The sequence below is a fragment of the Streptomyces sp. NPDC002032 genome, assembly GCF_042890765.1.
Lineage (GTDB): Bacteria > Actinomycetota > Actinomycetes > Streptomycetales > Streptomycetaceae > Streptomyces.
The window spans coordinates 476,676-488,898 of record NZ_JBIASM010000002.1; the positions used below are offsets into that span (position 1 = coordinate 476,676).

Below are 12,223 nucleotides of genomic sequence, written 5' to 3' on the forward strand. Positions count from 1 at the left end.
GGCCGGGCGCGGGCCCGGGGCCGGGGGTCCCGGGTCAGGCGTGGGCGCCGCGGCCCGCGTCCGGCGGGGCGCCGGGCTGCGGGTGCGGGCCCGGCCCCTCTTGCGGTGCGTAGCCGGATTCCCGCTCCGCGCGGGCCTCGACCGGGTGATCGTGGGTCCGGGACCCGAAGTTCCCGTACCCCTGCATCTCGTGCGGGCGCAGACCGCCCTCGGGGATCTCGACGTAATCCCGCTCCTCGCGGACCTCGTACACCGCACCGCCCTGCGGGAGGTGGGGCTGCGTCTCGGGGGTGGGGGGTGCGGGCTCGTGGTCGCGCACCCGCCTGCCCAGCACGAATCCGCCGAGCAGGACTCCGACGACGGCGAGCCCGACGACCAGGAACCACGCGATGTTGGTCAGTGTCCTGTCCAACGCGAGGGAGATCAGGGTCGTGTTCATACGTCCTATTTTCCCGCTTTTAGTCAGGATTCACGCGGTCGACCGAAAAGAATCACCTCAGCGGGCCGTCGGAGTCCCGCAGCCCCTGTGCCTCCCGGCCGCCCAGCACCCCGAGGATCTCGGCGCAGATCGCCAGCGCCGTCTCCGCCGGGGTCTTGGCGCCGAGGTCCAGCCCGATCGGCCCGTGCACCCGCGCCAGCTCGGCCTCCCGTACCCCGGCCGCGACCAGACCCTCCCGGCGCCGCGCGGTGGTCCGGCGGGAGCCGAGCGCCCCGACGTACGGGATCCCGAGCGCGAGCGCCGTACGCAGGGCCGGCACGTCGAAGTCCGGCTCGTGGCTCAGCAGCACCAGGCAGGCCGCGTCGCGATGGGCGGTCAGCACCTTCTCCGCCTCGGCCGCGCTCTCCACGGCGACGGCCTCCCACCCCAGCAGCGCCGCCTGCGCCCCGATGACCTCGGCCAGCTCCCCGGCCCCGCCGATCACCACGTGCGGCGCCGAGGGGTACGCCTCCACCAGCACCAGCCCGGACCCCCCGTACAGGGCGTCCCGCCCGGGTCGGCGCGTCCCGAGGAGCTCCCCGGCCCGCCGCTCGGCGTCGTCCGCGGGCGTCCCGCCGACCCGTACGACCCGGCTCTCCGCCCGGTCGGCGGCCTCGTTGAGCCGCGTCACCAGCGCCACCCCGGCCCCCGTGCCGAGCAGCTCCCACCACTGCTCCGGCACCGCCGCCAGCGGCTGCAACAGCACCTCGGCCTGGCCGCCGCAGGTCAGCCGCGCCTCGACGGCCTCACCGGCGCCCACGGACAGCTCGCACACCCGGGCCCGGTCCCCGGCCCCGTCCCCGTCCCCGTCCAGCGCACCCGCCTCCGCGACGAGCTCGGCGTCGAACACCCCCCGGTACAGGGCCCCCACGCACTCGCCCCGCGGGTCCACGAGCACGGCCCCGGCGGGATCCCGCGGTCCGAACCCCTGCTCGGTCACCGGCCGCGCCAGGAACGCGACCCGCCCCTCGGCCACCCACCGCCGTGCGGTCTCCGCCAGCTCACGCATCCTCGTAGCCCCATCCCGTCCGCCTGTCTTCCCGCAAAGTGCCAGGTCAACGGCACAACGCGGCCTCGTCAACCACCCTACGCACGCCCCCGCCCTCCACCCACCCCCCAAAACCCACAGACCGGCCCCACCCCCCTCGTACAGACCACCGGAAGTGGCCCGCGGACCGGCACCACGCAGAATCGAGGGAGCGGGACGACCGTGTTCCCCAGGCGGCCGCGGTGGCGGCGCGGGGCTGTGGAAAGGGAACCGACCGAACCGTGGAGACCCTGAGGCGCACCTTCCAGTCCCTGTCGGTGCGCAACTTCCGGCTGTTCGTCCTGGGGCAGCTGCTCTCCGTGACCTGCACCTGGATGATGGTCGTCGCGCAGGACTGGCTGGTGCTGGAGCTGTCCGGGGACTCGGGCAGCGCGCTGGGCGTGGTCACGGCCCTGCAGTTCACGCCCGTGCTGCTGCTGACCCTGTACGGGGGCCGGCTCGCCGACCGCCACAGCAAGCGGCGCCTGCTGATGCTCGCCAACGGCGCGTCCGGGGTGCTCGCGCTGGCGCTCGGGCTGTGGATCCTGCTCGGCGAGGTCCGGCTCTGGCACATCTGGCTCTTCGCCCTGGCCCTGGGCACCGTCAACTCGGTCGAGGCGCCGACCCGGATCTCGTTCGTCGGCGAGATGGTCGGGGGCGAACTCCTGCCGAACGCCTCCGCGATGAGCGCGGCGTACTTCAACGCCGCGCGGGTGGCGGGCCCGGCGCTCGCGGGTTTCCTCATCGCCCGCCTCGACGTCGCGGCCGTCGTCCTGATCAACGCGGTGAGCTACCTGGGTACGGTCATCAGCGTCGCCCTGATGCGCCCGGCCGAGCTCCACGTCGCCGCGGCCCGCCCGGCCAAGCCCCGGGTGGTGGACGGGCTGCGCTACATCGGCCGGCGTCCGGACCTGATGCTGCCGCTGGCGCTGGTCGGCGTACTGGGCCTGGCCGGGTTCAACTTCCAGCTGACGCTGCCCCTGCTGGCCAAGACCGAGTTCCACACCGACTCCACGGCCTTCGGCCTGCTCAGCAGCTCCCTGGCGGCGGGCTCCCTGCTGGCCGCCTTCGCCACCACGGCCCGCCGCGGCCGGCCGACGGCCCTCGTGGTGACGGGTTCGGCCCTGGCGTTCGGCGCCACCGAGGCCGTCACGGGCCTGGCACCGACCCTGCCGGTGGCCTGCCTGCTGCTGATCCTGACCGGCTTCACGATGATGTACTTCGCCCAGGCCTCGAACCACCGCGTCCAGCTCGGCTCCGACCCCGCCTACCGGGGCCGGGTGATGGCCCTCTACACGGTGATCTTCCAGGGCACGACCCCGCTGGGAGCCCTCGTCACGGGCTTCCTCGCCCAGCATTGGGGCCCGCGCTGGGCCCTCTCCGCGGGCGGCCTCGTCTCCCTCTCCGCCGCCACCCTCGCCCTGACGACCCTCCCGTCCCTCACCCGCCGACCGGACCCCAACCCGGGCCCCTGAGGCGCGAGTCGGCCGCGTCACGAGCGCAGGGCACGCCGGACGCGCCCGCCCGTCAGGCGGCCCCCCGCCGCCCGGGCGCCTTCCGCGTCTTCACCCCGCCGACGACGAGCGCGAGCGCCACGACGACGACACCGAGGCAGGCGGTGGACGAAAGGTCGACGACCTTGTGCATCCAGCCCCACTCCGCGCCGAAGAAGGTCATCGAGACGAAGCTGATGAGCCCCTGGGCTCCTATGACGTAGCCGATGCTTTCGAGGGTGTATCCGATGGTTGTCCGCACGGACCAACCCTCTCCCGCCTTCGGCCCCCGGTCGTCCTCCCCAGGGCCGAAACCCCGGTAGACCAAACGATGCAGCAGGCCGCGGACATCCGCGTCACCACGTGGCGATGGTCGCGGCGTGGTGCTCCGCAATCACTGCGCGATCCAGTGGGGCTGCCTCCGGAATGTGCAGGCATGAACCGTCCAAGTGGCTGTATGCGGCGTGGCCCGCAATGCTCGGTGCGACCCGCACGGTCAGGTCATGACTGATGGCCAGTAGGCCGCTGTCGAAGAGTCGGTGGATGTCCGAGCGCAGGAGCAGCCCCTCCCCGATGAGATGCCGCTCCGTCGTCGAAAACGGCCGAAGGTGTGCGGCCTCCAGCACCTCTGCCGGCGCCGCGCCGGTTACGGCACAGACCAGCCCGTACTGGCGGACCAGGGCTCTGCGGAATGCATCCTGACCGCGTCGAGCTGCTGCCGTCGTTCGCCTGCGCCCGCCTGGCAACTCGAAGGGGCGGTGCCCTTGTGCGACGGCCGACCGGCTCTGACGGGGGAGGCGAATCCCTCGTGATGCCACCGCAGCAAGCGTTTTCGCCCTGTCCATGGCCTTGATCGACTGCTGGTCGGACTGGCTGAGGCTGAGTTCGGCCAGCCGCGCCTTGTCCAAGCTGCCTTCGAGGGGTTGCCAGGTCCCGCCGTAGTGAGCCCTGTAGTTGGTCACCCGAATCGTCTCGACCCTCGGGTGGTCGAAGACGGTGGCGCACGGGCTGCACCGGTAGCGGGGTTGTTGGGACGTCCGTTCTTTGAACCCGGTGCTCCCACACTGCGGGCACCGACTACGAGGCTTCTCCTGGTCAGGTATCACCTCCACCTCTTCCACGTACCCGATGCCAAGGGCCTCGCGGCCGGTACGGACGACGACAAGATCACCCACTGACACCCGGCGATGGTTTCCGACAGTCGAGTCGTAGCTGTAGGACTCCTCCACGACGTCTTCGTAGCCGGCGTTCCCCTGGAACTGCCGTTCCTCTCCCACGACCAAGAACGACCAAGCGTTGCCACGTGCGATCGCTGTCGCGACCTCCACCGCATCCATGGAGGGATCATACGAACAGGCACTGACGATGAGCTTGGCAACTACCGATCCTGAATCGCTGCCCGCATTCGGACGGTTGGGGGTGACAGCGAGGTGCGCCAAGCGGAGGTGACTGACGTGTGGCTCTGAGGGCCTCGATCGCCGGCGTCGTGCCCTGACTCGGCCATCACAAGGCTCTTGCCCAGGGGCATGGGTGCCGCATCATGAGCCCGGCGGTGGCCTGCTCCGGATCGTGCTACGTGGTTCGCGCTCTCTGGGGCGAGGCCGCAGGGGGGGGTCCGGACAGCGGCCGTGGTGCCACTGCGCGAGTGGGGGCCGCAGACCCTATGTATAGCCGTCTGTCCGGCTCGCGGTGTCCATCGCAGGTCTGTCGCGACCAGTGCGTGACAACGACAAAGGCCCGGACTCAGTGGGACTGAGTTCGGGCCTTCATGCTTGGCACTTCAGCTGGTCAGCGACACTTACACACTAGCAGCTGGAGTGCCCCCGGCAGGATTCGAACCTGCGCACACGGCTCCGGAGGCCGTTGCTCTATCCCCTGAGCTACGGGGGCGCGTCGTCCGCGTTGCGGCGACGGGTTGAACACTACCAGCTTCCCCGGGGTGATCAGGAACCGTTTTGGGCGGGAGGGGCGGGCCGGTCGCCCGGAGGGGGTGGAAGTGGCGAAAACCCGGACGCGGGAGCTTAGGGCGACCTACTCTCGAGTTGTGCCAGGCGCCTCGGGCCGGGTGCTTGTTGTCGACGACAACAAGGTCATCCGGCAGCTGATCAAGGTCAATCTCGAGCTGGAGGGCTTCGAGGTCGTGACCGCGAACGATGGTGCCGAGTGTCTGGACATCGTCCACCGCGTGCGGCCCGATGCGATCACCCTTGATGTGGTCATGCCCCGGCTGGACGGGTTCGGGGCGGCCGCGCAGTTGCGGGCCGATCCGCGGACCCGGCACCTGCCCGTCGCCATCGTCAGTGCCTGTGCGCAGTACGAGGTCGAGGCCGGGATCGCCGCCGGGGTCGACGCGTTCGTCGCCAAGCCCTTCGAGCCCGCCGAGCTGGTGCGCGTCGTGCGCAGGCTCGTCGAGCGCAAGGACCGGCGCGAGCGCAAGGGCGGCGCGCCCGCCGGCCGCGGCGTGTGAGGGGACCCGGCGTTTCGCGTTCCTGTTCACATGGCGAAACCAGATGCGGGCGCGCGGGCCTTCTCGCCTAGGCTGGGTGCCGTGATTCCCGCCGACCTCTCTCGTGCCGTCGTACGCGCCGTACGCCGTGCCGTCGAGGGCGGTGAGCTGGGCGGGACCGTGCCCGAGCGGGTGGTCGTCGAGCGGACGCGGCCCGGCGGTGCGGGGGAGTACGCCAGCCCCGTCGCCTTCCAGCTGGCCAAGGGCGCCGACCGCGCCCGGCGGGCCCCCCTCGATGTGGCGAACACCCTGGCCGCGCTGCTGCGCGCGGAGCCCGGGATCGCCCGCGTCGACGTCACCGGCGCCGGGTTCCTCAACTTCACCCTCGCCCCCCGCTCCGACGCCGCCCTCGTACGGGAGGTCCTGCGCCGCGGTCCCCGGTACGGGTACGCCGAGGGGGCCTTCGAGGCCGGGCCCTTCCGCTGGGCCGAAGCCGTCGGGCCCCGCGAGCGGGCCGTGCGCGAGGCCGTCGCCCGGATCCGGGCCGCCCAGGGGTGCCGGGAAGAGGGGGAGGACCTCGCCGTCGCCCCCGTCGCCCGGCGCGACGGGGACGTGGTCGCCCGCTTCGGGGCCGACGCCGCCCGTTGGGCCATGCTCGCCGTCCCGCCCCGCGAGACCCCCTCCTTCCCTTCCGGGCTCCTCGCCCAGGACGAGTCGAACGAGCCCTTCCTCGTCCGGTACGCCCACTCCCGCGCCCGGGCCCTCGTACGGGGCGCCGCCGGCCTCGGGTTCCCCGCCGAAGCCGCCGAAGCCCCCGACACGGCAGAAGCCCCCGACACGGCAGAAGCCCCCGACACGGCAGAAGCCTCCGACACGGCAGAAGCCGACGCCGCCGACTGCCGCGCCCTCGCCGGCCTGCTCGCCGACCACCCCCTCGTCCTCGAGGCCGCCGCGCACCACCGGGCGCCCGAGCGGCTCTGCCGGCACCTCGTCACCGTCGCCGACGTGCTCCTCGACCACCAGCACCACGTCCTGCCCCGAGGGGACGAGAAACCCTCGGCCGCCCACCGTGCCCGGCTGGCCCTCGCCGAAGCCGCCGGGACGGTGCTGGCCGGTGGCCTGGCCCTGCTCGGCATGGACGCCCCCGACTTCCTGTGACCCGCGAAGAGAGATTCCGATGAGCCGTTCCGCGCACCCCGCCGGGCCCCGCCACGCCGACGTCCTGCCCGAGGGCCACTACGCACCGCCGCCCGCCGACCTGAACGCGCTGGACGAGAAGGTCTGGGCGCGCACCGTCGGGCGCAACGACGACGGCGTCGTGACCGTCGGCGGCATGGAAGTGACCCGGCTCGCCGAGGAGTTCGGCACCCCCGCCTACTTCCTCGACGAAGAGGACTTCCGCGCCCGCTGCCGCGCCTGGGCCCACGCCTTCGGCAAGGAAGCGGACGTCTTCTACGCCGGCAAGGCATTCCTCTCCAAGGCCGTCGTGAAGTGGCTGAAGGAAGAGGGACTGAATCTGGACGTGTGTTCCGGCGGGGAGCTGGCGACCGCGCTCGCCGCCGGAATGCCCGCCGACCGGATCGCCTTCCACGGGAACAACAAGTCCGAGGCCGAGATCCGCCGGGCCGTCGAGGCCGGCGTCGGCCGCGTCGTCCTCGATTCCTTCCAGGAGATCGCCCGCGTCGCGCACGTCGCCCGCGAGCTCGGTGTGCGCCAGCCCGTGCAGATCCGCGTGACGGTGGGCGTCGAGGCGCACACGCACGAGTTCATCGCGACCGCCCACGAGGACCAGAAGTTCGGCATCGCCGTCGCCGACGGCTCCGCCGCCGAAGCCGTCCGCCGGGCGCTGGGCCACGAGAGCCTCGAACTGCTCGGCGTCCACTCGCACATCGGCTCCCAGATCTTCGACATGGCCGGCTTCGAGGTCTCCGCCAAGCGGGTGATCCAGCTGCTGGCCGCCGTCCGCGACGAGCACGGCGTCGAGCTTCCCGAGATCGACCTCGGCGGCGGCCTCGGCATCGCCTACACCTCCGCCGACGACCCGCGCGAGCCCCACGAGATCGCCAAGTCCCTCACCGAGATCGTGGCCCGGGAGTGCGAGAGCGCCGGGCTGCGGGCCCCCCGGATCTCCGTGGAGCCCGGCCGCGCGATCGTCGGCCCCACGGCGTTCACCCTGTACGAGGTGGGGACGATCAAGCCCCTCGAAGGGCTCCGTACCTACGTCTCCGTCGACGGCGGCATGTCCGACAACATCCGCACCGCGCTGTACGACGCCGAGTACGCGGTCACCCTGGTCTCCCGCGTCTCGGACGCCGAGCCCATGCTGGTCCGCGTCGTCGGCAAGCACTGCGAGAGCGGCGACATCGTCGTGAAGGACGCCTTCCTCCCCGCCGACCTGGCGCCGGGCGACCTCCTCGCGGTCCCGGCCACCGGGGCGTACTGCCGCTCCATGGCCAGCAACTACAACCACGCGCTCCGCCCGCCCGTCGTCGCCGTGCGCGACGGGCAGGCCCGGGTGATCGTCCGGCGCGAGACGGAGGAAGATCTCCTGCGTCTCGACCTCGGGTGATTCCCATATTTCTGGGGAAAGCCCCCGGACCCCCAAAATAGGTATCCCAACGGTGTCTCACTCAATGGACCGAGGATGGAAAGTGCTGTCCATTGAGTGAGACTGGTTCAGGACCCGCACGCATCCGCGCGCGGGTTACGGATGGAAGATCGAAAGGCGTAGGTCGAATGATGCGTACGCGTCCGCTGAAGGTGGCGCTGCTGGGCTGTGGAGTGGTCGGCTCAGAGGTGGCGCGCATCATGACGACGCACGCCGACGATCTGACGGCCAGGATCGGCGCGCCCGTCGAACTCGCCGGCGTGGCGGTGCGCCGTCCCTCCAAGGTGCGCGAGGGCATCGACCCGGCGCTGATCACCACCGATGCGACCGCCCTGCTCAAACGCGGCGACATCGACGTGGCCATCGAGGTCATCGGCGGCATCGAGCCCGCCCGCACCCTGATCACCACCGCCTTCGAGAACGGCATCTCCGTCGTCTCGGCGAACAAGGCGCTGCTCGCCCAGGACGGCGCCGCGCTGCACGCCGCGGCCGAGACGCACGGTCTGGACCTCTACTACGAGGCCGCCGTCGCGGGCGCCATCCCGCTGGTCCGACCGATGCGCGAGTCCCTGGCCGGCGACAAGATCAACCGCGTGATGGGCATCGTCAACGGCACGACGAACTTCATCCTCGACAAGATGGACTCGACCGGCGCCGGCTACCAGGAGGCCCTCGACGAGGCCACCGCCCTCGGGTACGCCGAAGCCGACCCGACCGCCGACGTCGAGGGCTACGACGCCGCCGCCAAGGCCGCCATCCTGGCCGGCATCGCCTTCCACACCCGCGTGCGCCTCGACGACGTCTACCGCGAGGGCATGACCGAGGTCAGCGCGGCGGACTTCGCCTCCGCCAAGCGCATGGGCTGCACCATCAAGCTGCTGGCGATCCTGGAGCGCGCCGCCGACGGCCGGTCCGTGACGGCCCGCGTGCACCCGGCGATGATCCCGCTCAGCCACCCGCTCGCCTCCGTCCGCGAGGCGTACAACGCGGTCTTCGTCGAGGCCGAGGCCGCCGGGCGGCTCATGTTCTACGGGCCCGGCGCGGGCGGCGCCCCGACCGCGTCCGCGGTACTCGGCGACCTGGTCGCGGTCTGCCGCAACAAGCTCGCCCGGGCAAAGGGGCCCGGCGAGTCGGCGTACACCCAGCTGCCGGTCAGCACCATGGGGGACGTCGTCACCCGCTACCACATCAGCCTCGATGTGGCGGACAAGCCGGGCGTGCTCGCCCAGGTGGCGACGACCTTCGCGGAGCACGGTGTCTCCATCGACACCGTCCGTCAGCAGGGTAAGGACGGCGAGGCCTCCCTCGTCGTCGTCACCCATCGCGCGCCCGACGCCGCCCTTTCCGGGACCGTCGAGGCGCTGCGGAAGCTGGACACCGTGCGCGGTGTCGCCAGCATCATGCGTGTTGAAGGGGAGTAAGGACCCATGAGCAGCAATCGCACCCACCAGTGGCGCGGCATCATCGAGGAGTACCGCCACCGCCTGCCGGTGACGGACACGACTCCGGTGATCACGCTCCGCGAGGGTGGCACTCCCCTCGTCCCCGCCCAGGTGCTCTCCGAGCGCACCGGCTGTGAGGTGCACCTCAAGGTAGAGGGCGCGAACCCCACCGGGTCCTTCAAGGACCGCGGCATGACCATGGCCATCACCAAGGCCAAGGAGGACGGCGCCAAGGCCGTCATCTGCGCCTCCACGGGCAACACCTCGGCCTCCGCCGCCGCCTACGCGGTGCGCGCCGGCATGGTCTGCGCGGTGCTCGTGCCCCGCGGCAAGATCGCGCTCGGCAAGATGGGCCAGGCGCTGGTGCACGGCGCCAAGATCCTGCAGGTTGACGGCAACTTCGACGACTGCCTGGACCTGGCCCGCGCGCTGTCCGACAACTACCCGGTGGCGCTGGTCAATTCCGTCAACCCGGTGCGCATCGAGGGCCAGAAGACGGCCGCGTTCGAGATCGTGGACGCGCTCGGCGACGCCCCCGACATCCACGTGCTGCCCGTCGGCAACGCCGGCAACATCACCGCGTACTGGAAGGGCTTCAAGGAGTACAAGGCCGACGGCCTCGCCTCCCGTACGCCCCGCGTGTGGGGTTTCCAGGCTTCCGGCTCCGCGCCGATCGTGCGCGGGGAGATCGTCAAGGAGCCGCACACCATCGCGACCGCGATCCGCATCGGCAACCCGGCCTCCTGGGACTACGCGCTGGCCGCACGGGACGAGTCGGGCGGCTTCATCGACGAGGTGACGGACCGCCAGATCCTGGCCGCCTACCGCCTGTTGGCCGCTCAGGAGGGCGTCTTCGTCGAGCCCGCCTCGGCCGCTTCGGTGGCCGGTCTGCTCAAGGCCGCCGAGGCCGGCCTGGTCGACCCGGGCCAGCGGATCGTGTGCACCGTCACCGGCAACGGCCTGAAGGACCCCGACTGGGCGGTCGCCGGCGCTCCCGCGCCGGTCACCATTCCGGTGGACGCCGAAGCCGCGGCCGCCCGTCTCGGCCTGATCTGACCCGGGCCCGCCAGACCCCCGGGGCCACCGCGCCCCGTCAGCCCCGTTGCCGGGTTCCGGAAACTTCCGGAACCCGGCAACGGGGCCCCGTACGGCACCGGAATCCGCGGCGGCCCGCCGGGAGGGCCGCGACACGCATCGTGCGCCTCCTGTGCGCCCTATGTCGCGGGAGAACCTTCCTTCGATACGCTGTACTTACATCCGCCACCGCGCCCCGGACCGTGGTGCTGCCCCGGGGGCCTTCGGGTGTCGTACGCAGTCCAGTACATTTCGCAGCGAAGATCCCGCACCGCCACCAGATCTCGCACAGTCACAAGGAGTGTCATCGACCGATGGCAGGTCCAGCGTTCCGCGCCGCCGCCGTACGCGTGCGCGTCCCCGCCAGCAGTGCCAACCTCGGCCCGGGCTTCGACGCCTTCGGTCTGGCTCTGGGGCTCTACGACGACGTGGTCGTCCGCGTCGCCGACTCCGGCCTGAACATCGACATCGCGGGCGAGGGTGCCGACACCCTCCCGAGGGACGAGAGCCACCTCCTCGTACGGTCCATGCGCACCGCCTTCGACCTGCTGGGCGGCCAGCCGCGCGGCCTGGAGGTCGTCTGCGCCAACCGCATCCCGCACGGGCGGGGCCTCGGCTCCTCCTCGGCCGCCATCTGCGCCGGCATCGTCGCCGCCCGCGCCGTGACGATAGGCGGCGAGGCGAAGCTCGACGACGCGGCGCTGCTGGAGCTCGCCACCGAGATCGAGGGCCACCCCGACAACGTCGCCGCCTGTCTGCTCGGCGGCTTCACGCTCGCCTGGATGGACGGGGGCAGTGCCCGGGCGATCCGTATGGACCCGGCCGGTTCCATCGTTCCGGTGGTCTTCGTGCCCTCCAACCCGGTGCTGACGGAGACCGCGCGCGGTCTGCTGCCGCGCACCGTGCCGCATGTGGACGCGGCCGTCAACGCGGGCCGCGCGGGCCTGCTCGTGGAGGCCCTGACCAGGCGTCCCGAGCTGCTGCTGCCCGCCACCGAGGACCGGCTGCACCAGGAGTACCGGTCCCCGGCGATGCCCGAGAGCGTCGCGCTCGTGGGCCGGCTGCGGGCGGACGGGATCCCCGCGGTCATCTCCGGCGCGGGCCCCACGGTCCTCGCGCTGGTCGACAACGACGCGGCCGACAAGGTCGCGCGGCTCGCGGGCGAGGGGTGGGCGGCCAACCGGCTCGCCCTCGACGCCGCGGGCGCGAGCGTCCTTCCGCTGGGTGCCCAGGGCGGCCAGTCCGTGTCGTGACGACACGGCCCGCCGGGGGCGGGCGGCCGGGCAGGCCGCCCACCTGCGGAGGGGGCTATAGCCGGTGATTGAGAGGGGGAATGTCTGTTGGATCCGGTAGTGTTAGTCTCAAGTGCGCATCCGAAGCCGCCATGGCTCGGTGCTCAGTGTCCCCATCCGGGACCACCTTTCTTCCGGGAGCCTCCCCGACTGCTTTGATCGCTGCCAGCAGTTTCGAGCACGCTCCGGAATCGGCGTGACATTCCCACGCTTCCAGCTCGGGGGCTTCTCGCCGGAACCACCCATGCACATTCCCCTCCGCCGTACATCTTCCGGCGGACCACCGCCCCGGCTGCGGTTCATGCCCCATCAGGTCATGGCCCGTCGTCGGACAGCACAACCGGTCGCCGAGCCAGACAGGCC

General features: G+C 71.8%; 11 protein-coding genes and 1 tRNA gene. 7 read left to right on the top strand and 5 right to left on the bottom strand.

The genetic code is table 11. The annotated features are described in order from the left end of the window. Positions 1-34 precede the first annotated feature (34 nt). Both ACFYYT_RS06320 and ACFYYT_RS06325 read right to left on the bottom strand, forming a co-directional pair. Positions 35-439 (bottom strand): DUF6479 family protein, encoded by a 405-nt coding sequence (locus ACFYYT_RS06320; protein ID WP_351822283.1) that lies wholly within the window; start codon positions 437-439, stop codon positions 35-37. A 52-nt stretch (positions 440-491) separates the two neighbouring features. Next, positions 492-1,487, bottom strand: a complete 996-nt coding sequence (locus tag ACFYYT_RS06325; RefSeq protein WP_351822286.1) for an XdhC family protein — start codon at positions 1,485-1,487, stop codon at positions 492-494. Positions 1,488-1,747: 260 nt separating this feature from the next. On the opposite strand from ACFYYT_RS06325, the gene ACFYYT_RS06330 reads away from it, so the two are divergent. Further along, complete coding sequence (locus tag ACFYYT_RS06330; protein ID WP_351822289.1) at positions 1,748-2,980, top strand: MFS transporter; 1,233 nt, start codon at positions 1,748-1,750, stop codon at positions 2,978-2,980. A 52-nt stretch (positions 2,981-3,032) separates the two neighbouring features. Here the strand turns inward: ACFYYT_RS06330 and ACFYYT_RS06335 are convergent, their stop codons facing one another. The 3 genes from ACFYYT_RS06335 to ACFYYT_RS06345 all read right to left on the bottom strand — a co-directional run bounded on the left by ACFYYT_RS06335 (position 3,033) and on the right by ACFYYT_RS06345 (position 4,888). Then, positions 3,033-3,260 carry a hypothetical protein gene (locus tag ACFYYT_RS06335; protein ID WP_351822292.1) on the bottom strand — a complete coding sequence of 76 codons (228 nt, stop codon included), beginning with the start codon at positions 3,258-3,260 and terminating at the stop codon, positions 3,033-3,035. 94 nt (positions 3,261-3,354) lie between these two features. Continuing rightward, a complete protein-coding gene (locus ACFYYT_RS06340; RefSeq protein WP_351822295.1) occupies positions 3,355-4,335 on the bottom strand; it encodes an HNH endonuclease in 981 nt (326 codons plus the stop codon). A 481-nt stretch (positions 4,336-4,816) separates the two neighbouring features. Beyond that, positions 4,817-4,888 (bottom strand) — tRNA-Arg (locus ACFYYT_RS06345). 52 nt (positions 4,889-4,940) lie between these two features. Between ACFYYT_RS06345 and ACFYYT_RS06350 the strand changes: the two genes are divergently transcribed. The 6 genes from ACFYYT_RS06350 (at position 4,941) to thrB (ending at position 11,821) form a co-directional block, all read left to right on the top strand. Beyond that, positions 4,941-5,465 (top strand): response regulator, encoded by a 525-nt coding sequence (locus ACFYYT_RS06350; RefSeq protein ID WP_385322110.1) that lies wholly within the window; start codon positions 4,941-4,943, stop codon positions 5,463-5,465. Positions 5,466-5,546: 81 nt separating this feature from the next. Next, positions 5,547-6,602: an ArgS-related anticodon-binding protein NrtL gene (gene nrtL / locus ACFYYT_RS06355; RefSeq protein WP_351822298.1), complete on the top strand. Its 1,056-nt coding sequence runs from the start codon at positions 5,547-5,549 to the stop codon at positions 6,600-6,602. Between the two features lie 19 nt (positions 6,603-6,621). Further along, positions 6,622-8,013, top strand: a complete 1,392-nt coding sequence (gene lysA, locus ACFYYT_RS06360) for a diaminopimelate decarboxylase (RefSeq protein ID WP_351822301.1) — start codon at positions 6,622-6,624, stop codon at positions 8,011-8,013. Positions 8,014-8,180: 167 nt separating this feature from the next. Next, positions 8,181-9,473: a homoserine dehydrogenase gene (locus ACFYYT_RS06365; protein WP_351822304.1), complete on the top strand. Its 1,293-nt coding sequence runs from the start codon at positions 8,181-8,183 to the stop codon at positions 9,471-9,473. A 6-nt stretch (positions 9,474-9,479) separates the two neighbouring features. Then, positions 9,480-10,550 carry a threonine synthase gene (gene thrC / locus ACFYYT_RS06370; protein WP_351822307.1) on the top strand — a complete coding sequence of 357 codons (1,071 nt, stop codon included), beginning with the start codon at positions 9,480-9,482 and terminating at the stop codon, positions 10,548-10,550. A 332-nt stretch (positions 10,551-10,882) separates the two neighbouring features. Then, complete coding sequence (gene thrB, locus ACFYYT_RS06375; protein WP_351822310.1) at positions 10,883-11,821, top strand: homoserine kinase; 939 nt, start codon at positions 10,883-10,885, stop codon at positions 11,819-11,821. Positions 11,822-12,223 lie beyond the last annotated feature (402 nt).